Genomic DNA, 23,115 nt, shown 5'->3' with positions numbered 1-23,115 from the left:
ATTAATCTCTTCAAAAGTCCGACGGTGCAGGTGGCACGGTCAAGGGTTTTTTACGCTTATCTTCCAACGCTTTGAGTAACTCTTCGATAGCGCGGTCGAGAGAAGGATCTTTGCCCTGATAAATAAGCTCTGGTCGGTCAATAACTTCAATATCAGGTTCCACACCTTCGTTTTCGATAATCCAATTTCCGTCATTGTCTAAGATTCTGAAGGTCGCCGCGATCAACACGCCGCCGTCAACAAGATCAGGGTTGCCAGACGTACCGATTAACCCGCCCCATGTGCGCGTACCAATCAACTTGCCAAGTCCAGCTTGTCGAAAATAGTAAGGGAGTGCGTCACCGCCGGAGCTAGAATATCCGTTGATGAGCATCGCTTTAGGGCCATCATGGGCGAAATTAGGGGTTTTAGTAGGCTCGACGCCACGACGCTTCCAATAATTTAGTGGCTTACGGGCCAACCAAGTGATCATATGCTCAGGAATAAAACCACCGCCGTTGTATCTGTCGTCGATGATCATCGCATCCTTGGTCGTCTGTGGCATAAAGGTTTTGAACATCTCCCGGTTTCCTGCCATGGCCGTGTTAGGTAAATGCACATAGCCAATTCGACCGTTCGAGGCTTTACGAACATAGTCAATACGAGATTGTACCCAGTTGATGTAGCGCAACCCCGTTTCACTCTCGACAGGTTTTACCGTCGTTTCCCAGGTTTTTTTCGTGTTGGGCGATTCGCTCAATACCAGCTCTGTGGGTTGGCCTTGGGTGTTTTCCAACAACTCGTACACATTCGATACGGCGTTAGTCAACCGACCGTTTATTGAAATGATAAAGTCACCGGCTTTTGCTTTTACGCCAGGTTCATCGAGTGGCGAACGGAAGTTCTCGTGCCAGTTTTCACCTTGGAAAATGTGGTCAATTTGCGCAAAGCCTGAATCATGCTGCGACAAAGTTGCCCCTAGCAAACCATGCTTAAGCCGGGTCGCAGCGGGTGTGTCACCTGCGTTGACATAGATGTGCCCTGCATTTAACTCACCTGCAATTTCCCCAAACACGTAATCCAAGTCGTTTCGATGGGCAACCGCATCAGCCATAGGTTGATACTTTGCGCGGATCGCCTCCCAATCCTGACCGTGATGGTTCTCGTCATAAAACCAATCTCGTAGTGTGCGCCAACCTTCTGCGTACATCTGCTTCCATTCTGTTTCAGGATCGATTTTTAGCATCATCGCGCTCAAATCTAACTTTGCTTCCGCTAGGTCTTGTTTTTCTTTGGGCTCAACCAAACTGTATTGGTCTCGTGAGTTAACCAACAAATGCTTGGCATTGTGTGAAAGTACGTAACTATCGACCTTCTCAGCAACCGTTTTGACCTCGCCTGACCGACCGGGCTCGACCAACTTGAGTGTTTTTTCAGATATTGCCAGCACGCCGTTTTCAACACCTGAAAGCTGACTGAAAGTACCCGCGGGCGCATTCAATACTTCGATGCGCTGCATAAACTGATGAGTATCGAGTAGCGTCGACACGTCTTGTTCGTCGTTTTCCTTTTCACTTTCCTTTCCCTTTTTCTTTTCAGTGTCGCTATCGTGATCACCGTTAACGACGATTTCATCACTTTTAAATCGATTAATTCTGTAGACCTCATTGTTGACGGCCGCACCATAAATGCGAGTTGCGTCGTTGTACAGGTAGTCAAATTCATAACTGGAAAAAGCGAGGTTGAAATCGCGCTCAGAAGTGAAATACACATGATGTCCGTCTGGCGAGAACGCCGGATTTGACTCGGAGGTCATGTCATCAGTTAACTGGGTAACTTTCTGAGTTTTAAGGTTGTAGTGAAACAACGACGATAACCGATTTTCATTATTTTTGACGTAAATGATGTCCTGACTATTCGGCGACCATACATACTGCGTTAAACCACTTTCATCGAAGGTGGCGACATCAATTTTGGTCTGCTTTCCGCTTTTGACATTCAACACCCACAATGTGTGATTTTTATCGGCAAACAACAGGTGCTTATTGTCTGCGGACCATTTCGGTGCAAAACGCCAAATTGTGCCGTTGTCGGTTAGCTGCTCCACGTTATCGTTATTCAGCCTGTCAATGAGATAGACTTCATATTCGCCGGTGATATCACTCATAAAGGCAATAAATTGTCCGCTAGGCGACCAACTGGCCTGAATTTCCCTGCCTGCTGGCGTGTAGGATAAATTGCGCGTGGCGCCGTCTTTTTTAGGGACAGAAAACAACTCACCTCGCGCAGTAAACAGTACGCGGTTGCCACTGTTGTCAACAGACATGCTGTCGATAAATTGACTGACATTTTTACTGTAAGGTTGCGCATGTTGGCGCACGCCAGGAATACTGATTGATAACTTAGAAGACGCGTTTGTTGTAGGGTCAAACCGATACAGGTAGCCGCCATTTTCATACACGATGGCATCGGGTCCGGCAGAGGGCCAAAGCACATCATAGTCGGTATGATTTGTCAGTTTCTTCGCTTGCCCCGCTTGCTGATATTGATAAAGATTGAGCGTGTAATCGCGGTCCGAGACAAAATAAATCGTGTCGCCCACTATCGTAGGCTGGTGGTCTGTGGCACGGTTATTGGTGAGTTGCTCCGAAGTATTGTTTTCAAGGTCATACACCCAAACATCCTGTGCGCGGCCTCCACGGGTGCGTTTCCAAGTTCTGAATTCCCTGTCGATAGGCGTGTAAATATAACGTTTTCCGTCAGGTGAAAGCATGCCCCCGCCCGTTTCCGGTACGGCAATCGGCTGTTCAATACCGCCGTCAATTGACACAAGATATGGACGGCCCATGCGCTGCCCCCAGGGTAAGCGGTTTGCTCTGAATAAAATCTGCTTGCCATCGGGTGTCCAGTCAAGAATTCGATAGTCGTAACCGCCTCGTGGTGGCATGGGGCCAACATCATTGTAGTAAGTCAGCTGTTTTACGCCTGAGCCGTCGGCATTCATGACATACACTTGTCGACTGCCATTGTATTCTGCTGAGAAAGCGATTTTCTGACCGTCGGGTGAAAATTTTGGAAATAGCTCCAGCCCGTCATGGTCAGTTAAACGCTGACTTTCACCCGTATTGTGATCAGCAATGTAAATATCTCCTGCATACACAAAGGTAACCTTGTCTTTGTGAATATCGGCAAAACGCAGTAAACGAGTATCTTTTGTGTCGTAGGCGTGTGAAGTCGCTGACGCTATTAGCATGCATAGGATGAGCAAAGGCTTGAATTTCATGAATTCCCTTAATTATTTTAAAAATTAAGCATTGTTATAATATAGCAATAATGGCATGGACTACGTAAAATTCACAAATAAATAGAAGTAGGCTACATTTTAACGATAGAACGAGAAAACCTGTTGAGAAAACATTCTTTCGTTAAGCAGGTAAACACAACGCTTCCGCACGAGTCCTCACGTCGACTCATTCCCACGCGAAATAGAGTAAGGTGTTTAAGCGTACATTCTGATTTCAATAGATGTGCGTTTTCCATAAAAAAAGCCCTCGTGAGAGGGCGATTGTCGAATATGGTTAACCATTGATTACTTTTGCTTGCTCAGCCACACAATCAAATTGGTCATGTCATCCGGTGTCATATCACGACTGAATGTTGCCTGATACTTACCGTTAACAATGAAGTTAGGCACACCGCTAAGATGAGAGCGGAATTTTTCTATTTCTTTATTGTTTTTTTGTACCATGCTATTCACGCCAAAACTAGACGCTAACTTATCGAATTCAGCTTCATCAACGCCATTAACGACGAAGATGTTACGCACATCCTCTAAACCAGTAATGGAAGCACGCTGTTTGTGGATATAATTAAAGATAGCACCGTTTAGACGCTCTTCCTGCTTCACAGCTCGCGCGATCATCATGCCACGCGTCACTTCATCCTGAACGTCGGCACTGGTGAAGCCCATGAAGTTAACATGCACTTTATTGAACTTTACGTCTTCCGGCAGTTGCTTTTTAATTTCCGCAACCAATGGCTCAAAATTGTAGCAAGCGGGGCACCAAAAAGAGAAAAACTCTGTCACCACGGGTTTCTCTGTGGCGGTATCACTGATGACTTTAAAGTGTTTTCCTTCCTGCCATTGCTCTTGCGCGCAAGCTTGTAGGGGAATTAATGCTGCAAATACAAAGCTTAAAAACAGTTTTTTCATGACGGGTCTGATTCCTTAAATAAAAACGCGCACAGATTAGCATAGCTAGCCTGTGCGCGACTAGATCGTGCTTAGATATACGACAAGAAGGGGATCTTGTACGACTATTGCCAGCCAACTACCACAAGTAGGTTACGCCTAGACGGATCTGCTGTGGCTTGCCGACGAAGCCGACGATATCTTCATACGTCTCGTCAAATAGGTTAGTGGCACTGAGCTGAATGCTGGCTGAATCATCAATCGCATAGATCACACTGGCATTAACCAATGTGTAAGGGCGCAAGCCAACCCGCTCAGGCGACTGAGGAAACGGTGGAAAAAACTGGTCCTCACGAGAGCCGGTGTAATCAGCTTTCACATTAATGTTCAGCGGTAACTGCGTAAGCGCGTAGTTCAAGGTCACCGAGCCAGTATGCGCTGGACGTCTTAACTCAGTTACTGCCGTGCCTGTGGCGTTTGCTTCATCAGCATCGACATAGCTATAAAACAATGCCAGAGATAACTGCGACCAAGTTTGCTGTAGCGCAAACTCAACGCCGCTGCGCTCGCTCTCGTTGTCACTGTTGGCAGCAGTAAAACCGCCGCCGACAGGGTCAAATACAAATCCGTTTATTTCATCTTCTAAATCGCTGTGATAGCCATTCAGTGAAGCGATTAGCCCGGTCGCTGAGCTATATTCAACGCCCACTTCTGTCGTCGTTACCGACTCCGGTGTCAGGTCAGGATTGCCGATGAAGGAGCCCGGGAAAAACCCGTATCGTTCAGTAAATGTAGGATTACGTACAGCGGCTCCGTAGCTTGCAAACAACCGCCACTGGGGCGTCATTGCGTAGCTAACGCCTGCTCGGTAACTTAGGTCATTGTCAAAGTCACTGTTACTGTCGTACCGTGCGCTTGCATTCATGCTGATGTGTTGGTTAAGGGCGATGACCGCGTCCGCCAGTGCGGCGTAAGACGTTATGGCCTGATCCTGATTCGGATCGCTAAACCCCACTGGCCCGCGCTGACTAAATTCATCGCGTACCCATTCAGCGCCTACGTTGACTGTACTCTCGGAAGCCATTGCGATACTGGCATAATAAAGTGCGCGCTGTTTGTTGGTATCTGTTTCTGCTGTGGTCGTGCCCGCACTGAAGTTTTCAACCTGATTTTTGCTGTATTGGTAATCCAGCGTATGCTTAACGCGACTGTTCTGGGGGTTATACTGCCAGCCGACTTTACCTGAGTACTGCTGGCCTTCGCTGACATTATCTGCATCGACTGGTAAGCCTGTGACAGCAAAATCGACGCCGTCGAATTCCGTACGATAATCGACGCTGCGCACGCTGGCAGTGAGTGTATGCTGGTCATTGAGTTGCCAATTAACGCTGCCGCCTAGTGTGGTGTTGCGATAACCATCATCCTCATCGCCTTGCCGGGAGACATTCGTTCCATCACTTCGTTGATGCGACAGATTGGCGTTATAGGTGACATTGCCATAATGGGTGTTGATTTCACGCTGTGATGTACTCAAGTCGGCGGCGTATTGACCATGATTACCGGCGCTGGCGCTGATACGCGTAGCGGGCTGACCGCCAGTGGTCGTTATACTGAGCACGCCTGCAACTGCGCCACTGCCCCATAAAGCACTCTGTGGGCCCTGAAGCAGTTCAACACGAACAATGTTTTGCGTGCTGATATGCGCAAAGTCGACAAAGCCTCCCTGGCCTTCATCGTTGACCACCACACCATCAATCATCACCAGTAAATGATTTGTTTCGCCGCCACGCAGACGGACCTCTGTTAAGCCACCGACACTGCCCGATGAACTAATGCTAATGCCCGGCATGCCACGCAACAAATCAGCCAAATAAAGTTGGCCGGATGAACTGATGGCAGCCTGATCGAGCACATAACTGGCGCTTGCCAGTTGATGGGTTGGGGCTGGAGTTCGCGCACCCACGATTGAAACACGTTCGATTTGAGTTTGATCCGGCGCGGTTTGCGCAGCGACCGTAGGCAACGTCAAGCTGTAAGCTGACGCAACGGCGATAGACACCGCTTTTGCAGAAAATAAAGACATATTAGGTAAGTTCCTTATGCGCTCCACCCGAGCACAGGGGATAAAATTCCAGCGCTTTGCTGGGCCTATTCACAGGCCGGTATCCGGGCTTACGTAAACAACACGTAGAGTGTGTTGTACTGGAATTGCACCTTCCCATGCCGTTAGAGCACAGTGGTGATACAAAAGTATCGCGCAATACCACAACGTTCAGCGCATGCACTGAAAGCTGACGTTCACCGTTGCGGGGGCAGCGCTGGTTTCACACCAGCTTCCCGTTTAACTGCATCGTAAAGCACGATGTAGCACCTGGAACTCGCGCAGTATAACTAAATACACTTAAATTGAAACCGCTTATTACTTTTGGGTCTGTCTCGCCAGCGTTAACGACCTGCTATAGGGTGGCTGGAGCAATCTACAGACTGAATATGGAAAATTTTCACACGGAAACGGGCTGCGGCAAGGTGAAAGCATCTTCCTTATGGCAACGAGAAAATCAAAAATTTCAGTAAAAACAGTTCGTTTGATTTCAGCCGCCACGCGTGCCAGTAGTCGCTAACCAGTTTGGCATTTTCTCTGCTAGTTTTTCATTGAACGAGGGCGAACAGCCTATCTTACGAGGAGAACGACCATGCAAGCGAGTACACGTGTTGTAAAAAACAGACGCCCAAATCGTCATTTTGACGACTACGATGTGGCGCCACGCGACGCCTACCGGAGTAAGCGATTTAAAGTGCGTGATGAAGCGCTAGACGGCGATATGGGATTAGACGATATTGATCAGCAAATCGACGAATACTTTGACGAATTGCGCTGAGCTTAAGCAGGCTTTTCAAGCAACTAGAGCACGCTCTAGTACATTGGCGTTAAGCGAAGCGGTGGTTCCTGCAAGGCTGACAACTGCTCTTTGAGTGCGAGTATTTGTTGTTCCCAATATTTGTCCGTGCCAAACCAAGGAAAGGCTCGCGGAAAAGCGGGGTCTTCCCACCGCTTTGCTAGCCACGCCATATAGTGCACCATTCGCATGGCTCTTAGGGGTTCGATGAGTGCTAACTCAGTTTGATTAAATTCGTGAAATTCTTCGTAGGCTTCAATCACGGTTTCCAATTGTATCAACTGTTGTTGGCGGTCGCCCGACAGCATCATCCACAGATCCTGTATCGCCGGGCCGCTGCGGCAATCGTCTAAATCAACAATACTGGGTCCATCACGCCACAGAATATTGCTGGGGTGACAATCGCCGTGCAAACGAATAAAGGGTGTGTCGGTAAACTGAGATGACGCTTGTGAAATAACGTGCTCAAGTGTACCAAAAAAGGCGTTATGTAAACTCGCAGACACCATGCCACAAGATGCTAATGCCTCAGCGGGATCAGTTAAGAAACTCTGGATGGAAAACGCCGGCCTGTGGAGAAATGTTGTTGTTTGTCCGACACGGTGCATGCGGCCCAGATAACGCCCAACCTGTTCAATCTGATCCAAATCGTCAACTTCGAATTGCCTGCCGCCGACCGATGGAAAGAGCGCAAATCGATATCCTGATGCATGGTGAAGCGTGCTGCCATTGACACGCTCAGGAGCCACCACAGGAACATCGTTGTCGAGCAAGTCTTGTGTAAAACAATGCTCCTCAATAATTTGCGCGTCTGTCCAGCGTTGGGGTCGGTAGAATTTCACCACCCAGCGCCGTTTGTGCTCATCCACAAACTGATAAACGCGGTTTTCGTAGCTGTTCAGTGCAAGTAATCCAGACTCAGGAAAAACACCGACTGATTCAATCGCGTCGAGTATAATGTCTGGCGTGAGGTCGGCGAACTCAAACCGACCTGGTGCTTCTGTGTGTGCTATCACCGATATAAAAACCGTGTAGGTTCATTAACTTCGATGAGGGTACCGTCTTTATCCTGAGTTTGCACATGAATAAAGATATCGGTGACGCGCTCTTCCAGATTATAGGCATCTGTTGCCACTGAAACGGGAATACTGAACACCTCACCACCGCGCACAAACACTGTCTGGTCACCATAAAATTCATAATCTGGTAACCCTTTGACGGTGATAGAGAAGGTGCGGTCATCCTGCGATTTATTCAAAATTTTCAGGGTATATACGTTTTCAATTAACCCCTGATTGGTCTCACGATACAGAGAGTTCCGATCGCGTATAATATCAACTTCAAGCGATGAGCGCGTCGCCATTTCGTACGCCAGCAAACCCACCATCACCATCAACACGACAAAATAGCCGATCAGCTTGGGACGAATAATGTGTGTTTTCCCGCCGTTCAGCTCATGTTCTGACGTGAAACTGATCAGGCCCTTCGGATAGTTCATTTTCTCCATCACGCCGTTACAGGCATCTACGCAAGCACCACAGTTAATACATTCGTATTGCAATCCATTCCGAATATCGATGCCCGTAGGACACACCTGCACACACAAATTACAATCAATGCAGTCACCTAAGCCTTTATCAGCGAGTTCGTCATGGGGCAATTTTCGAGGTCGGGGGCCGCGCTGTTCACCACGAGAGGGGTCATAAGCAACGGTGAACGTATCTTTATCGAACATGGCGGACTGAAAACGCGCGTACGGACAAATGTGAGTACACATAATTTCTCGCATCCAACCGGCATTACCGTAGGTGCAAACGGTAAAAAATATGACTGAAAACCCGGCCCAAAAACTGACGTCGAATGTGAAAAAGCCGAGGAATAACGCATCAATCGGCGTGAAGTAACCCACGAATGTCAAGGCGGTTAACAGAGCCACCAATATCCATGCCGTGTGTTTGAGCGTTTTGCGCCAGAATTTATCGAAGTCCATTGGCCGTTGGTCAAGCTTCATCCGCTTGTTGCGGCTGCCTTCAATTTGTTCTTCAAACCAAATATAAATGAATGTCCATGTGGTTTGCGGGCACATAAAACCACACCATACGCGCCCAGCGAAGGTGGTGACGAAAAACAGGGCATATGCCGCCACGATCAGCAGCCACGCCAACAACGTCAAATCCTGTGGCCACAGCGTAAGGCTGAATAGGGTAAATCGCTGTTCAGCAATGTCGAGTAAAACGGCTTGGGACCCGTTGTAGGAAATCCACGGAATGATGGCAAATATACCCAAAAATATCAGCCCAAAGAAGCGCCGGAAGGTTTCCAGTGATCCTTCTACCGCGCGCACATAAATGCGGCTGCGCGGCGTGTAACTGTCATTTTGATTACTGCGTTTAGGTTTATGAACCTTGACCGGTGTGACATCTTTGACCGGGATTTGGTTAGTCATAAGCGAACCTTTGAAGGCAATGAGCAAGCTCATTAATGAATGCGATTAGGTAAGTATATCGTATTCGTCAAGTTCCGACTTAACATAGATCAATAATCTACGGGTTTGATACTTAGGTATTGAACTTACGCTTTATTCATTGATGAAATACGGTACATTAACGTTATGACTTTCCAATATCTACGACTATGTTACGCGGAATAATTGTCCTTATTGAAGTGGCTTTGCTGATCATCTTGCTTCGCTCGCCGTTTGTCCAATACTGGCTAAGCGATGCTCAGACTACGGTGTCTGGTTGGATATCTCATGTCGCTACAATGCCTGAAAGGCAGGAATTGGACAGTTTACGTGAACGTCTCGCTCCGCAAATCGCGAATATGTCTGAAAACCAAAAGGCGTATCTGGAAACGGTGTTAAGCTCTAAATCGTCATTGATTCATTTTCATCGGCTGTATTGCCAACGGCAGGAAATCAACCCGTACATCTTCGGTGCAACACGAACCGCTGTTTGCCAGCGTATCGAAAGTAGTCAGGTGTTACATACTTCTGACTAACCGCTTGCTCAAGTCTGAAGGAAACGTTAAAAAACTCATGGTTTGTTTTGCTGCAACTTATCTACTCGTTTGGTTTCTCAAGGAGGTTACCGGTACTACCGCCAGTGACTGGGTCATAATATTCGGCCAGCATATAAAATAATCGGAAATACGATCCAGACTACTTTCTTGTGGAAAAACAAGCGGTTCGCTTATGGAGAGAGCAATTCGTCCTTGGCTGCTTTTAAAAGATCATCCCATCCTTCAGGAGGATGACCAGTCTTTAACATCTTTTTGAATACTTTGTAAGCATCTGTTTTGCTGCCGTACGCACGTTTATTCATTTCATCATTGACCCAAGCATAAACGATGACTTTTGATTCTAGGTGATATCGAAAAAACAGACGGTATTGCTGAAAGAACTTTGCCCGAAACCAGTGTTTGTTATCAATACCTAATGTGTTTCCTTGGCGAAAGTCAGCGCTGGTAGGATCATGTGGTATTAATTCAAAAATTAGTCTTTGAATAGCGGCTAATCGTTTCGTGGCGTTCTTTTTAAGGTAACCTTTTGGATCTTTTTCACGTAAAGCCTCAACGTGTGATTTCAGACTTAGGTACTGCTCTTTAAACAATGGATGAGTGTAAAGTGTCCAACCATTTACGACCATTGGTATCGTTTTTTGCAAACTTACTCGTCCTCATCCAATAGCGGAGCATCTAAATCAATTTCAACACCTTCAACCAACGCATCAACGCTTTCTCGCATACTTGCTGATAACGGCTCTAGTCTTTCAGGGTGAGCCTTCATATCACGCGCTATGAATGATAAAAACTCGCCCAGTACAGGGTCGCTTTCTTGCGCTTCTGCACGCGAGATAACCACGCTGCCATCAGACTGTATCGCGTATTTAATTTTGTCTTTCTTGCCTAAGCGCAACGCCTGACGAACAGGACTAGGCACCGTAGTTTGAAAACGGTCTGTCAATGTTGATTCAGTTTCTAAAGCAACTTGTGCCATAACAACCTCTATCATTTACTTGTTTCAATTGTTTTGATTTTAGTATGGATGGAGAGGTAATGCAAATGCATTACCTTTTATGGTAAGCTAGAAAATGCTCAAGTTGCTTAACGCTGAAGGATGGGACTTGACGTGGACGTCAGCAAGCTTAGAGCGTGAAACGTGAATATAAATTTGTGTCGTGGAAATATCAGCGTGAGCTAACATCTTTTGTACGTGACGCAAATAAGCACTATTATCAGGCATTGTTATAGCAGTAGCATGGCGGAACAAATAGCAAGAGTCAGCACGTTTGATACCCGCCAACATAACCTAGCGAGACACCCTATCTGACAACTTATTGGGTTCAAATCATCCGCCATTATTTGCGCAAAAATAATGCGCCATTTGAGCTGATGACTTGCGTTTGCAAGACCGTTGTCGCTTTTATTTTATAAATTAAGCCACTTCTTTCCCTTTTCCTGATTTCAATGTTTGAATGAGGAAACTTTTTAACTGAAAAAGGCAATAAGGTGTGTTGGAATGCCCTGACATACACGCTAGCGGCGTTCGCAATATCTGGCTAAGGGAAAACGTGAATACTACTGCGTTACCATTTGCAAAGCTTGCCGAAGCGCGGCAACATCGATAGTGTGATTACTCAAAATCGCTTAGTACTTATACGGTCAGTATCCCTTGGTAATCACACTAATATATGTTGAGAAAACAGGAATGACAGAGATTTTCAAACATTACCAAAGCGAACATTCTTCTATCAGTTTAATTTGGCATTTGGGTTAGTGTGATTGATTGCAGTCGCCAACTTATCACTGAAATCTCTTCGTTTCATGGCCCATTTACTTGATGCTTCGACACTTTTTAATGCAAGCTCTTTTTTTTGCTCTCCAACTGCTTGCTCAATTTGGCGATCAATTTCAGCCTGTGCTTGATGTTCTGAATACAATGCCTTGGCAGACATCAATAGGTCTTGCCATACTTTTATTAAATCGTCCGAGCAAGTCTCCACGTCCAAATTCGCTAGATCATCTATGAGTTCTGGCAACAACTTTTTAAAACCTATCGAATAATTCCTTTTATCAGAATTTCGAAGTAGGGCCTTATGAGCAGATACCCATGACGTCATAGAATCGTTGAATTTACTGTCGCAATTTTCTATAGACTCGGTATTAAATGCTATTAAAGCAAAACAAATTGCTACCACAAAGGGCCAAGCAAAATTAAGGCGCTCCATTCTACCTCCTTAACTCTGGAACATTTCTTACTAACAGTTCATACGATTTTGAGTTTATTGAATTTAGGTTATTAAACTGTTTAATATGAGCTGTAGTTATTTGTGCTTTATACTGAATCAGTTTGTAAGCGTAATAAGCAGCCTCAGTATTTATTTCTGCACCTTTCAAAGCCTTCATCAAAGGATCTTCAATATTGGCTCCATTTTGAATTTCAACGCCGTTGTAAAGCAAGAAATCAAACATTCTCCGAGCTGAAAATGTTACTAACAGAGCATTTAAAGCATTATCACCACTTGCTGTTCTAACATGAATACTCAAGCCAAGCGGAATAAGCTTTTCCACCATTTCAACTTTATTTTTCATCGCTAACATCATCGTATGTCTAGGGAGAAACCTCGCTCCTCTCGATATAAGTTCTTCAAAAACATGAAGCGGCGCATTGTGACGAATTGCAGAACTGATAGAAGCAGATAATAGATAATCTGACATCGTTTGAAGGTGCACCGTCTCATCTAAAAAAAGCTCCCAGTCACCTTCTTTTGCAGCTATCATTGGAGCCTTGATCTTTTGATCTCTCTCCAATCTCTTTTGAGAGACGTCTCTCACACCATATTGGCTTGGATATATCTTTGTCCTAAAGTCTTCCTTTATTGCAGCAAACTCTGCCTTTCGTTTTTCTGACAGTTCTATGGTTTCCTGCGACGCTAGCTTATCGCCTAAGTCCCGTTCTGAAAACCCTGAAAGGTTTTCTGAGTGTAGTGGCTCGTTAGAAGGTTCAGGGTGGCTTTGCACAATAACGGGCCTGGACCAGTTATGGAAAACGATAAATCCGCCAACAACGAGTAAAGTAGCCAGAAATATAAGACGGGCTGGCTTCTTATTAAAAGGTTTTATCGCTAAATTCATAGTCGTTACTCGTATAAATTTAAGGCATGTTCTAGCCACCGAAGTTGCGCTCACAATATGCTATGTCATCACCGTACTCATCGGAACACTCTCCGAGATCATAGTCATAACTGTATCTAGCATCGGATACACAATCATGAATATCATCTCCCGTTACATATGGGTCTCGTGACATTGAACCACAGTAATCGGTGGAAGTCTGAAAATTATAGTCTGCAATACCTCTGCAACTAGAGTAATGGCCTTCAGCGCCGGAATAACAGTTTTCCTTCTGTTGTTCTTCGCCTGCATCACCACCGGGGCTTCCTGTCCCTCCATCTTCATTCCCATCATTGCCTCCGTTAGAACTGTCGTCCCAACCCGGCTCGTCCCAAACGGGGTCAATAGGATCAAGTGGTGTTCCAATCACATCAATAATTTCAGTACAAGAATTGTAATCATCACATGCATTCGCCGTACTTGTTCCCCAATTCCATCCACCTACAGACAGCTTTGAAGCATTAAAATAGGAATCCTCTTCTAGGTACGCCATATCATTCGGAGAGTTATAATATATACCACCTCAATATCTGGCTGAGGGAAAACACGCATACTACTGCGTTACGATTGGCAAAGTTTGCCGAACCGCGGCAACATGAATAGTGTGAAAACGTCAAAATCGCTTAGTACTTATACCGTCAGTATCCCTTGGTAATCAAACCTGACTAACGGCTAGCGTCAAAAGTCAACACGCCTGTGATTCGCCGGAAAACCATAGCGGTTGTTAGCAGCGAGCTTCAGCAAAATAGAGGTGAGCAGTGTGTAGCATGCGAAATTTGCTCATTCAGTTAACGTTCACATCTTTCTGCTAAACTATTTACTATCAAGGTGGTCTTAGTAGAGTCGATTGATGGATTCAGTGCAAGTCAAAAGGCTCTGGATCTAGTGGCCATTGAACATTGAAAAAGAAGTGAGGTTTTTATGAAAAAATTTAACGTAAGCTGTGTTTCGGCAGCGCTCTTACTATGTTTTTCTGGTTCGTCATTCGCCGAAAAATCTGCAGTTAACGATGATCCAGAGACAGAAAATAGTCAAGTATCGGTAACGTGGCAGTCGCCTGATGATTATCGTGATGTGCGGCCTACAAATCAATCTCGCACGCGATTTCAGGAGCAAACCTTTAACCGCTTAGAGGCACATTTTGCCGAGATGGCAGAGGCTCTACCTGAAGGTCAAATGCTTGAGGTAACGGTGACTGATGTCGACCTGGCGGGTCAAGTCTGGCCTTCATCTTTTGTTGGGCTTGGCAGCGGTGCAGAAGATGTTCGAATCATTAAAGATATTGATATTCCGCGCATGTCATTTAGCTACCAGTTGAAAGAAAATGGTCTTGTTATCAAGGAATCTGACGTTGATTTGAAAGACATGGGGTTTCTTCACACCAGTCTTCGCGGGTCCGATTCAGAGACGTTGCGTTATGAAAAGCGCATGTTAGATGATTGGTTCAAAAAAGAATTTTCCGATCAAATTGCCAAGCAATAAGCAGGTAACGTCTACACTGCATTAAAAACGGTGGTTAAAACGCACTGTGTGTTAGCACACAGTGCGTTTTTTTATTGTCTAAACCTTTCCGAAACAATAGTGGGTACGAAACTGTTTCGCAATATCACTTCAACCATTACGGATTATTCGTGAAAACTGATTTTTCAACGAAGTAAAACAAAATAGAGTGTCAGGTTTTTTTCCAGCTTCGCAAATCGACGTCATGTCAACTGAGCTAAGTGACTGTTTTTGTTTGCGTTGACCCAATGGGGCTATTTCTTGCTTAACGGATTGATGTTGGGAAATGACGCATTGGCGTTAAATGGTCAAAATGTTGTCACATGAATGTCACAATATTGTCGCACCATGCCAGCCCATTTGACCGAAAAATAATAAGTCGAATCATCGACACTCTGTTTCCTCTTGGAGAGATTATGAAGCGAAAAATAGCGGGGGCACTGTCGGCACTGTGCGCTCTATCTGCGCAAGCAACGACCGTATTCATCAACGAATTGCATTACGACAACGACGGCGCTGACAGCGGCGAGTTTGTTGAAATTGCCGCACCACAAGGCACCGATCTCAGTGGTTGGACAATCGCACTTTACAATGGCACGAGCTCTCAACGCAGTGTCTATGCAACGAAAACGTTGTCTGGCGTGGTTGCTGATCAAAACAATGGATACGGATTTGTCAGCGTAGCGCATTCCGGCATTCAAAACGGCTCGCCAGACGGCCTCGCGCTAGTCGATAACAATGGCGCTGTTGTCCAATTTTTAAGTTATGAAGGTAGCTTCGAAGCGGCCAGTGGCCCTGCTGTCGGCATGACAAGCGTGGATATTGGCGTTAGCGAAAGTGGTGGTACAGCCGTGGGCGAATCACTTCAGCTAACCGGTACAGGCACACAGTATGCTGACTTCACGTGGGTCGCCAATCAGGCAGAAACCCCTGCAGCGATTAATCTGGAACAATCTTTTGGCGGTGGTTCAACCATTGATACGCCTCCCTCTGTAACGATTACGCCAGCAGATGGTGCGGCTAATGTTGCGGTAGATGCCAATATTGAATTGGTTTTCAGCGAAGATGTGGTTGTTAGTGCCATCAACGCCGTTAACTGCACAAGCGATGTAGCGATTTCTGCGGAATTAAGCGGAGAAGGGGCGCGTTATGTCGTTAATCCTGATCAGGATTTCGCAAATGCAGATGAGTGCTCATTTACACTGAGTGCGGACGATGTAACTGACTTAGACGGTGAGTCGGATAACTTGGTTGAGGACGTTACTGTCACCTTTACGGTTGTGGATGCAAACGCATCAACTGCCCTGGTCATTAATGAAATTCACGCTGATCCAGCCAGCGATATAGCCGGCGACGCCAATGGCGATGGCACGCGTGATTCGGGTGATGATGAATTTGTAGAGCTTGTCAACGATGGCAGTGAAGCCATTGATATCAGTGGCTGGACACTCAGTGACGGTTTTGGTGTTCGTCATACCTTCCCGGCAGAAACTCAGGTTGAAGCGGGCTGCGCAGTGGTTGTGTTTGGTGGCAGTGAACCTGTCGGCACATTTGGTGGCGCGCTGGTACAAACGGCCACGGGTGGTTCGCTTGGATTAAACAATGGCGGCGACACCGTTACCGTTTCAAACGGTGTGGAAACGTTTGAAGTGGCGTACGGTTCTGAAGGCGGAAACAACCAGTCAGTGACACGCAATCCTGATATTTCGGGTGAAAGCTTAGTGCAGCATAGCACTATCGCTGCCGCCAATGGCGCGCTGTATTCGCCCGGTACGCAATCCAATGGCAGTAACTTCGCAGGTTGTACTGTGCCGGATGTAGCGCCTGCTATCGTGGACGTTACACCCGCAGATAATGCCACCAGTATCAGTGTTGATACTGCCATTGTACTCACATTTAGTGAGGCCGTTGCGGTCAGTTCAGTGCCGGTACTTTCATGTTCAATCAGTGGCACCGTGGCACTGACAGCTGAGCTCAGTGACGTGACTTACACGCTCACACCTGACGCGGATTTGGCGGATGGAGAAATCTGTTCGCTATCGGTTGCAGCCAATTCTGTGACTGATCTTGATGGTTCGCCAGATACGTTAGCGGCTGACTTCGCAAGCAGTTTCACCACGATAGAGCAGTTGTCGTGTAACAGCGATGATGCGTTCACGCTAGTGTCTGCGATCCAAGGCAGTGGTTTTGCCAGCCCTCTGGAAAATCAAGATGTCGTTGTACAAGCCGTGGTGACAGCGGTTTTACCTGAATTGAACGGTTTTGTGGTTCAAGAAGAAGCCGTTGATTCGGACAACAATGACGCAACGTCTGAAGGTCTGTTCGTTGCGATGCAAGCTAACGCATCCGCGCCTGGCATCGGTGACGTAGTCATTGTTTCAGGCTCGGTATCAGAACGCTTCGGCCGCACGCAACTCAATGCGGTTGCTGAACCGCAATTGTGTGGTGAAGGCAGCATTCAGGCGACTGAATTTGCGTTGCCAGTGAGCGCCACAACGGATTTTGAAGCATTAGAAGGCATGTTGATTACAACGGCGTCGCCGTTGGTCGTCTCAAACAACTTCGAGTTGGGTCGGTACGGTCGTGTGACGTTGTCTAACGGTCGCATCTTCAATCCAAATAACATTTTTGCGCCGGGCTCAGCACAGAACCTTGCGTTAGCTGAAGCGAATGAACTCAATCGCGTGTTACTCGATGATGCCAGCGATGATCAGAACCGCGAAATCGTGCCGTTCCCTACGGGTAACTTGTCGGCGAACAATACACTTCGCTTGGGCGATACCGTTTCATCACTCACGGGTGTGCTCGATTTTACGCGCGGTGAGTACATGATTTACAACACCGAAGCGCCTGTATTTGCAGCAACCAACCCGCGTTCTGCTGCTCCAAGCTTGGCTCAGGGTAATGTCACCGTTGCAAGCCTCAACGTGCTTAACTTCTTCAATAATATCGATTCAGGCCCAGATATTTGTGGCCCGCAAGGCAATCAAGATTGTCGTGGCGCTGATGACAACGGCGTTGATGGCAGTGGTCGCACGGAATTTGAGCGTCAAAAGCTTAAGACGGTTGCCGCCATTGCTGCAATGGACGCAGATATCGTGGGATTGATGGAAATCGAAAATAATGGCTTCGGCGCGGGCAGTGCGATTGCTGAGCTGGTGAGCAGTGTTAATGAGGTTGTCGGAGAGGGGACATATGCCATCGTCAATCCTGGTAGCCCTATTGGTACCGACGCCATCACTGTAGCGCTTATGTACAAGCCATCGGTGGTCAATCTTGACGGTAATGCAGTGATTTTGGATAGCAGCAATTCGATCGCGGATGGTAATGGCCCGTTATTCAACGACCGTCGTAATCGCCCCTCGTTAATTCAGCAATTTGCGCTGGTGGAGAATGGTGAAAAGCTCGTGGTCAGTGTTAACCATTTGAAATCAAAAGGTTCAAGCTGTGGTGCTGGCGATGACGATACACAAACGGGTCAAGGCAGCTGTAACCTGACAAGAACCCGAGCGGCACAAGCGCTAACGGCATTTTTGGCCGACAACTTTGCCGACATGCCTACGCTCATCATTGGTGACTTAAATGCCTATGCGAAGGAAGATCCTATTACTGCGATTCTGAGCGAAGGATACACTGATTTAGCCAATGCGTTTGGTGGCAGCGAAGCCTATTCTTACTCGTTTGCTGGTGAGTTAGGTTACCTTGACCACGCGCTCGCTAATGACGTCTTACTTGAGAATGTGGTAGACACCACCGAGTGGCATATCAACGCGGATGAGCCGATCGTATTGGATTACAACACTGAGTTCATTGCGCCGGTCAATATTGACAATTTCTACGCACCCGATGCGTATCGCATGTCGGATCATGATCCTGTCATCGTTTCACTTCAGCTCGACGCTGAGGCATTACGTGGTGACTGGGATAATGACGGTGATGTAGACATTAACGACTACCGTGGTCTGTTGCGCGCCATTCAGCGCCGTCAAGACGTGGGTATGGAGTTTGATTTAAATGGAGATGGACGTATCACAACGCTTGATGCACGCGTTCTTCTCACTCTTTGCACGCGTACTCGTTGCGCTGCGTAATCTTAGGAAGTAGTAAAATGAAACAGTTATTTTTAGTTGTCGCGTTAATGTGGACCTCAATGGCGAGTGCCAATATTATCGAAATCAGTACAGATGAAGTGAATGTGGTTGCTGGCAATGAAGTCAATTACTCTATTCGTTTGGTCGATTTTGAAGAATTCGATTTTCTGACTTTTTCGCTTAATTTTGACGATGTATTGTTAAGCTTTAATTCAAGTAGTATCAGCAGTGATTTTGCCATCGTTGATTTTTTCACAACGTTTGATGGGTTAGATGTGTTTGAGGATGCTTCGACGTTATTCTTTACCCTAAACTCAGACTTCATGATGGGCGAAACGTTTGCTGGCAGTTACTTGTTAGCCTCGTTTTCATTCGATGCGAATGCTAACGGTGTCGCACTGTTTGGCGGTGAGTTCTCAGCGATCGATAGCCTTTCACTGAATTTCACTGAGATAACGCCTCCTTCTTTTACTGTCGCGTCATCGGCGACCGTATCTGAGCCTTCCACGATTGCTCTGTTTGCGGGTCTATTGATGGCCGGCCTTGTGGCGCGTCGCAAAGTGTTTTAAATTCGAACACGTTATTATTTGATAATAAAAAGCGGAATGAGGTCATTCATTCCGCTTTTTTTATGTCTAGCGAGCTTTGTGTCACCGTTTACTATGCCTCTAATACACCATTCTGCATATCTGCGCTGAGACGTCTGCTATAGATAATCAAATTCGCGATCGTCAACCGCGAGCAAGTCATCAGCTCCCACCGTAATGCTGGCTTTATGCATATCCTTGCGTGGAAGTAAGCGCTTAATGTAGAAGTCACAGGTTTTCACCTTCCCGGCTGCTATGGCTGCATTGTCACCGCGTACAGCCGCATCAGCCATGCTATACCACAGCACACCCAGCAGTATGTAAGATGAATAGTTCAGGTAGTCACAGGCTGCACCTGCCACATCTTCTGGTGAGAACGACATGATGTTGTCTGACACTTCCAACCACTCTGCCAGTAAATCCTGCGCTGCAACACGTCGGCTGTCGTCTTCGATGGCATCCGTCAGCTTGATAAACTCGGCACGCGTGGCACGCATCATTGTCCCACCGCTTCTGGTCAGCTTTCGGCCAATCAAATCAACTGCTTGTATACCGTTAGTGCCCTCATACAGTTGCGCAATTTTAGCATCTCGCATGAGTTGCTCCATGCCCCATTCGCGCACATAGCCGTGACCTCCGAATACTTGAACCCCATGATTGGCGACTTCGAGTCCCATTTCGGTCATAAAACTTTTACAGATAGGAGTGAGATACTGGAGCACATGTTCTGCGTTAGTTTTTTCCTCACCACTGCTGTATTTTTCGATATCCATCGTTTTCGCGTAAAATAACGCAAGCGCCCGACAGCCTTCAGCGAAGGCTTTCTGAGTCAACAACATCCGACGTACATCAGGTTGATGAATAATTGAATCTGCTTTTGCGTCAGGTTGCTGCACACCATAGGGAGCACGGGATTGTAAGCGGTCACGGGCGTACGCCAAGGCGCCTTGATAAGAAGCTTCAGCAATGCCTAAACCTTGCATACCCACCTGAAAACGCGCATCGTTCATCATGGTAAACATGCACGCCAAACCTTGGTTTTCGTCTCCCACCAACCACCCTTTGGCACCGTCGTAATTCATCACACAGGTGGGGCTGGCTTTAATGCCCATTTTCTTCTCAATACTACCGACAGACAGTGCATTTGCTTGGCCAGGCTCGCCATTTTCATCGAGCAAAAACTTTGGAACCAGAAACAAGCTAATGCCTTTCACGCCTTTCGGCGCGTCCGGCAAGCGTGCCAAAACAAGATGCACTATGTTTGAGGTCCAATCGTGATCGCCACCGGTGATAAATATCTTATTGCCGGTAATGGCATAGCTACCATCGGCCTGAGGCTCTGCCTTGGTCGTTAACAATGCCAAATCTGAGCCTGCTTGCGGCTCGGTGAGATTCATTGTGCCGGTCCACTCCCCGGAAATCAGTTTCTCAAGGTACTGGTCTTGAAGTGCTTTGGTGGCGTGTTTGTTCACGGCCAACACCGCACTTTCGGTTAGCATGGTGGTTAGCCGCCAGCTTAGATTCGCTGAGTTGAGCATTTCATGGATTGGCACCGCAGCCGAGTAGGGTAAATCCTGGCCGCCAAATTCCGGATTGCCCAACATCGCGTTCCAGCCATTTTGAATATAGTCCGCATAGGCTTGAGCAAAGCCGTGAGGCGTAGTGACCTTTCCATTGGCTAAGGTGCATCCTTCTTCGTCACCTTCGCGATTCAGTGGGGCAACCACTTCTTCAGCAAACTTTGCACCTTGCGCCATAATTTCAAACACCAGCTCCGTATCATAGTCTTCGGCGCCGATACGCTGATAGTGCTCGTTGATATTCAACCAGTCCTTCAACAGAAACTGAAAGTCAGCCATGGGGGCTTTATAAGTTGGCATAGTGCTCTCCTAAAAATTCAAACGCGCGTTTGAATTTAATTATACGGGCTAAATTTCTAAGTTGATACGAGTTTATTCCGGGTTTGGTGCAGCGGTGCCAGTCGCCGTGCGACCCGCCGCAACAAAGGCGTCATTAATCACCACGTGCTGGTCTGCAAAGCGCCAATCGTTGTGCGTTAATGTGAAGGGATCTATCCACTGCACCGAACTGACTTCGGCAAGAGCCCATGGGGGAACAGCCATTGGATCTGCTGACCCAAAGCCCCCACTGGGCTGGCAAGCGAAAAGCCACAAACCGGAATCTGTTGTACCGATAAGTTCAGTGACTTCAACATTGAGGCCGGTCTCTTCAAAGGTTTCGCGGTGAGCTGTGCAGGCTGCTGATTCTTCACTGCTGCCGGTTCCACCGGGCAGATCCAGCTTGCCGCTCAAACGGTGACCAATTGTCAGTAGATGCTGTCGATCAACGATGACACAAGCCGCGAGCGCACCAGACGGCACGGGCGATGTTACGCTTGAACGGCAAGTCGGGTTTGCCGGTGAAGATTCACTGCACGCACCGAGCAGCACAACCCCTAGAATCGCTGAATGACGCAATCTGCTCGACAAAACAAATCTGAATTCCATGAAAGCCTGTAAACTACTGAACAAATGTCTCTACACCTTACGGCGTAGTTTTTTCGAGTTCAACCTCTTGATTTTAGAACCGGCCCAGCATTAATTCGACGCGGTGCCGCTGAGTTCTGATGGGAAATAGCATGGCGCGCAGTTTACGATTTTCACCTCTCATTCTCGGTATTTTTTTACTGGCTGGGTTTTTGGCCTACCTGAACTGGCCAGCAGAAGAGCAAGCACAGCAGCGACGCGGCGGGGGCGCTACCCCAGTTGTTGCCGAGACTGTTAGCGTAGAGCCTTTCGCGATCGTGATTGAAGCATTAGGCACGGCTCAGGCCAATGAAAGTGTTGAACTGACTGCTCAGCAAGCGCAAACCGTAAAGCTAATTGCCTTTGATGATGGTGATATCGTCGAAAAGGGCGACTTACTGGTGGAACTCAACAACCGCGCAGAGATTGCTCGGGTCAACGAGTTAGAAATCAATATTGCTGATGCTAAACGCCAGCTTCAACGGATTGAAAATTTGGCCAAGGATCGCGTTGCTTCCCAGCAACTACTTGATGAGCAGCGTGCGCGTGTGGATGCGCTGAGCGCGCAGTTGGATGTCGCCCAAGCGAATTTAAGTGAGTTAAAAATTCATGCGCCGTTCAGTGGCAAGTTGGGTCTACGCCAAGTCAGCATTGGTACCTTAGTTCGCCCCGGAGATGTGATCACAACATTGGATGATATCGAGCGCGTCAAAGTTGATTTTAATTTATCTGAAACGCATTTAGCCAGTGTCAGTAAAGGGCAGAGTGTTACCGCAGCGTCGGTAGCGTACCCGGGAGAAACCTTCACTGGCCAAATATCGACCATTGATGCTCGCCTTGATCCTATGACTCGGTCAATCAACGTACGCGCGATTATCGACAACCCTGAAGGAAAACTGCGGCCGGGGATGTTGCTGCAAATTACTGTGCAAAAGCGTGTGTTAAACACTATCGTCATTCCAGAGAAAGCGCTGATCCCTAATCAGGAGAAGCAGTTCGTGTTTGTGATTGAAGAGGGCATAGCGCACTCGCGCGAAGTGAAGGTTGGCGAGCGTCGCCCCGGTATTGCGCAGATAACGTCCGGTTTGTCGCCGGGCGAAACAATTGTCACGGAAGGCACGTTGCGGCTACGTGATCAGTCTCCCGTTCAAATTCTAGATACGAAATAGG

The 23,115-nt window shown here is 47.1% G+C and carries 19 protein-coding genes and 1 riboswitch; of the genes, 6 read left to right on the top strand and 13 right to left on the bottom strand.

Annotated elements, in window-relative coordinates; translation table 11 throughout:
- Positions 1–10: 10 nt before the first annotated feature.
- From KIU71_RS02805 to KIU71_RS02795, 3 genes are all read right to left on the bottom strand, one after another.
- Entirely contained in the window at positions 11–3,262 is a 3,252-nt protein-coding gene (locus KIU71_RS02805) for a S41 family peptidase (protein ID WP_214129628.1), read from the bottom strand.
- Positions 3,263–3,568: 306 nt separating this feature from the next.
- Complete coding sequence (locus KIU71_RS02800) at positions 3,569–4,192, bottom strand: thiol:disulfide interchange protein DsbA/DsbL (RefSeq protein WP_214129627.1); 624 nt, start codon at positions 4,190–4,192, stop codon at positions 3,569–3,571.
- A gap of 118 nt (positions 4,193–4,310) precedes the next feature.
- Complete coding sequence (locus KIU71_RS02795; RefSeq protein ID WP_214129626.1) at positions 4,311–6,254, bottom strand: TonB-dependent receptor plug domain-containing protein; 1,944 nt, start codon at positions 6,252–6,254, stop codon at positions 4,311–4,313.
- Positions 6,255–6,311: 57 nt separating this feature from the next.
- Positions 6,312–6,561: riboswitch (cobalamin riboswitch) on the bottom strand.
- A gap of 303 nt (positions 6,562–6,864) precedes the next feature.
- Between KIU71_RS02795 and KIU71_RS02790 the strand changes: the two genes are divergently transcribed.
- Positions 6,865–7,050, top strand: coding sequence for a hypothetical protein (locus tag KIU71_RS02790; protein ID WP_214129625.1), 186 nt, complete (start codon positions 6,865–6,867; stop codon positions 7,048–7,050).
- A 35-nt stretch (positions 7,051–7,085) separates the two neighbouring features.
- On the opposite strand, the gene KIU71_RS02785 is transcribed toward KIU71_RS02790, so the two are convergent.
- Entirely contained in the window at positions 7,086–8,084 is a 999-nt protein-coding gene (locus tag KIU71_RS02785; RefSeq protein WP_315853227.1) for a serine/threonine protein kinase, read from the bottom strand.
- Positions 8,081–9,514 (bottom strand): cytochrome c oxidase accessory protein CcoG, encoded by a 1,434-nt coding sequence (gene ccoG, locus KIU71_RS02780; protein ID WP_214129624.1) that lies wholly within the window; start codon positions 9,512–9,514, stop codon positions 8,081–8,083. Before ccoG ends, KIU71_RS02785 begins: the two co-directional genes overlap by 4 nt.
- Before the next feature lie 188 nt (positions 9,515–9,702).
- Between ccoG and KIU71_RS02775 the strand changes: the two genes are divergently transcribed.
- Positions 9,703–10,068 carry a hypothetical protein gene (locus KIU71_RS02775; protein ID WP_214129623.1) on the top strand — a complete coding sequence of 122 codons (366 nt, stop codon included), beginning with the start codon at positions 9,703–9,705 and terminating at the stop codon, positions 10,066–10,068.
- 191 nt (positions 10,069–10,259) lie between these two features.
- On the opposite strand, the gene KIU71_RS02770 is transcribed toward KIU71_RS02775, so the two are convergent.
- The 6 genes from KIU71_RS02770 to KIU71_RS02745 form a co-directional block, all read right to left on the bottom strand.
- Entirely contained in the window at positions 10,260–10,715 is a 456-nt protein-coding gene (locus KIU71_RS02770; RefSeq protein ID WP_214129727.1) for a type II toxin-antitoxin system YhaV family toxin, read from the bottom strand.
- 20 nt (positions 10,716–10,735) lie between these two features.
- On the bottom strand, positions 10,736–11,065 hold the full coding sequence (locus tag KIU71_RS02765) for a type II toxin-antitoxin system PrlF family antitoxin (RefSeq protein WP_214129622.1): 330 nt from the start codon (positions 11,063–11,065) through the stop codon (positions 10,736–10,738).
- An 87-nt stretch (positions 11,066–11,152) separates the two neighbouring features.
- Positions 11,153–11,311 (bottom strand): integrase, encoded by a 159-nt coding sequence (locus tag KIU71_RS02760; RefSeq protein ID WP_250207232.1) that lies wholly within the window; start codon positions 11,309–11,311, stop codon positions 11,153–11,155.
- Positions 11,312–11,819: 508 nt separating this feature from the next.
- On the bottom strand, positions 11,820–12,296 hold the full coding sequence (locus KIU71_RS02755) for a hypothetical protein (RefSeq protein ID WP_214129620.1): 477 nt from the start codon (positions 12,294–12,296) through the stop codon (positions 11,820–11,822).
- A gap of 1 nt (position 12,297) precedes the next feature.
- Positions 12,298–13,203, bottom strand: coding sequence for a hypothetical protein (locus KIU71_RS02750; RefSeq protein WP_214129619.1), 906 nt, complete (start codon positions 13,201–13,203; stop codon positions 12,298–12,300).
- Positions 13,204–13,234: 31 nt separating this feature from the next.
- A complete protein-coding gene (locus KIU71_RS02745) occupies positions 13,235–13,735 on the bottom strand; it encodes a hypothetical protein (protein WP_214129618.1) in 501 nt (166 codons plus the stop codon).
- Between the two features lie 428 nt (positions 13,736–14,163).
- Here KIU71_RS02745 and KIU71_RS02740 point away from each other — a divergent pair, with 428 nt between their 5' ends.
- The 3 genes from KIU71_RS02740 (at position 14,164) to KIU71_RS02730 (ending at position 19,402) form a co-directional block, all read left to right on the top strand.
- Positions 14,164–14,724 (top strand): DUF3016 domain-containing protein, encoded by a 561-nt coding sequence (locus KIU71_RS02740; protein ID WP_214129617.1) that lies wholly within the window; start codon positions 14,164–14,166, stop codon positions 14,722–14,724.
- Positions 14,725–15,158: 434 nt separating this feature from the next.
- Complete coding sequence (locus KIU71_RS02735; protein ID WP_214129616.1) at positions 15,159–18,833, top strand: ExeM/NucH family extracellular endonuclease; 3,675 nt, start codon at positions 15,159–15,161, stop codon at positions 18,831–18,833.
- A gap of 17 nt (positions 18,834–18,850) precedes the next feature.
- On the top strand, positions 18,851–19,402 hold the full coding sequence (locus tag KIU71_RS02730) for a PEP-CTERM sorting domain-containing protein (RefSeq protein WP_214129615.1): 552 nt from the start codon (positions 18,851–18,853) through the stop codon (positions 19,400–19,402).
- Between the two features lie 137 nt (positions 19,403–19,539).
- Here KIU71_RS02730 and KIU71_RS02725 read toward each other — a convergent pair whose 3' ends face one another.
- Together KIU71_RS02725 and KIU71_RS02720 are read right to left on the bottom strand one after the other, a co-directional pair.
- Positions 19,540–21,300 carry an acyl-CoA dehydrogenase family protein gene (locus KIU71_RS02725; protein WP_214129614.1) on the bottom strand — a complete coding sequence of 587 codons (1,761 nt, stop codon included), beginning with the start codon at positions 21,298–21,300 and terminating at the stop codon, positions 19,540–19,542.
- A 72-nt stretch (positions 21,301–21,372) separates the two neighbouring features.
- Entirely contained in the window at positions 21,373–21,927 is a 555-nt protein-coding gene (locus KIU71_RS02720) for an NUDIX hydrolase (protein WP_214129613.1), read from the bottom strand.
- A gap of 131 nt (positions 21,928–22,058) precedes the next feature.
- Here KIU71_RS02720 and KIU71_RS02715 point away from each other — a divergent pair, with 131 nt between their 5' ends.
- Complete coding sequence (locus KIU71_RS02715; protein WP_214129612.1) at positions 22,059–23,114, top strand: efflux RND transporter periplasmic adaptor subunit; 1,056 nt, start codon at positions 22,059–22,061, stop codon at positions 23,112–23,114.
- Position 23,115 lies beyond the last annotated feature (1 nt).

The organism is Alteromonas oceanisediminis, from assembly GCF_018474025.1.
In the GTDB taxonomy this organism is placed as follows: domain Bacteria; phylum Pseudomonadota; class Gammaproteobacteria; order Enterobacterales; family Alteromonadaceae; genus Alteromonas_E; species Alteromonas_E oceanisediminis.
This window is presented reverse-complemented; position numbering and strand designations above follow the sequence as displayed.

Bases quoted from the DNA above. Each gene is read 5' to 3' on its own strand.
- KIU71_RS02805 (WP_214129628.1), bottom strand. From the start codon at position 3,262: ATGAAATTCAAGCCTTTGCTCATCCTATGCATGCTAATAGCGTCAGCG.
- KIU71_RS02800 (WP_214129627.1), bottom strand. From the start codon at position 4,192: ATGAAAAAACTGTTTTTAAGCTTTGTATTTGCAGCATTAATTCCCCTA.
- KIU71_RS02795 (WP_214129626.1), bottom strand. From the start codon at position 6,254: ATGTCTTTATTTTCTGCAAAAGCGGTGTCTATCGCCGTTGCGTCAGCT.
- KIU71_RS02790 (WP_214129625.1), top strand. From the start codon at position 6,865: ATGCAAGCGAGTACACGTGTTGTAAAAAACAGACGCCCAAATCGTCAT.
- ccoG (WP_214129624.1), bottom strand. From the start codon at position 9,514: ATGACTAACCAAATCCCGGTCAAAGATGTCACACCGGTCAAGGTTCAT.
- KIU71_RS02775 (WP_214129623.1), top strand. From the start codon at position 9,703: ATGTTACGCGGAATAATTGTCCTTATTGAAGTGGCTTTGCTGATCATC.
- KIU71_RS02770 (WP_214129727.1), bottom strand. From the start codon at position 10,715: ATGGTCGTAAATGGTTGGACACTTTACACTCATCCATTGTTTAAAGAG.
- KIU71_RS02765 (WP_214129622.1), bottom strand. From the start codon at position 11,065: ATGGCACAAGTTGCTTTAGAAACTGAATCAACATTGACAGACCGTTTT.
- KIU71_RS02760 (WP_250207232.1), bottom strand. From the start codon at position 11,311: ATGCCTGATAATAGTGCTTATTTGCGTCACGTACAAAAGATGTTAGCT.
- KIU71_RS02755 (WP_214129620.1), bottom strand. From the start codon at position 12,296: ATGGAGCGCCTTAATTTTGCTTGGCCCTTTGTGGTAGCAATTTGTTTT.
- KIU71_RS02750 (WP_214129619.1), bottom strand. From the start codon at position 13,203: ATGAATTTAGCGATAAAACCTTTTAATAAGAAGCCAGCCCGTCTTATA.
- KIU71_RS02745 (WP_214129618.1), bottom strand. From the start codon at position 13,735: ATGGCGTACCTAGAAGAGGATTCCTATTTTAATGCTTCAAAGCTGTCT.
- KIU71_RS02740 (WP_214129617.1), top strand. From the start codon at position 14,164: ATGAAAAAATTTAACGTAAGCTGTGTTTCGGCAGCGCTCTTACTATGT.
- KIU71_RS02735 (WP_214129616.1), top strand. From the start codon at position 15,159: ATGAAGCGAAAAATAGCGGGGGCACTGTCGGCACTGTGCGCTCTATCT.
- KIU71_RS02730 (WP_214129615.1), top strand. From the start codon at position 18,851: ATGAAACAGTTATTTTTAGTTGTCGCGTTAATGTGGACCTCAATGGCG.
- KIU71_RS02725 (WP_214129614.1), bottom strand. From the start codon at position 21,300: ATGCCAACTTATAAAGCCCCCATGGCTGACTTTCAGTTTCTGTTGAAG.
- KIU71_RS02720 (WP_214129613.1), bottom strand. From the start codon at position 21,927: ATGGAATTCAGATTTGTTTTGTCGAGCAGATTGCGTCATTCAGCGATT.
- KIU71_RS02715 (WP_214129612.1), top strand. From the start codon at position 22,059: ATGGCGCGCAGTTTACGATTTTCACCTCTCATTCTCGGTATTTTTTTA.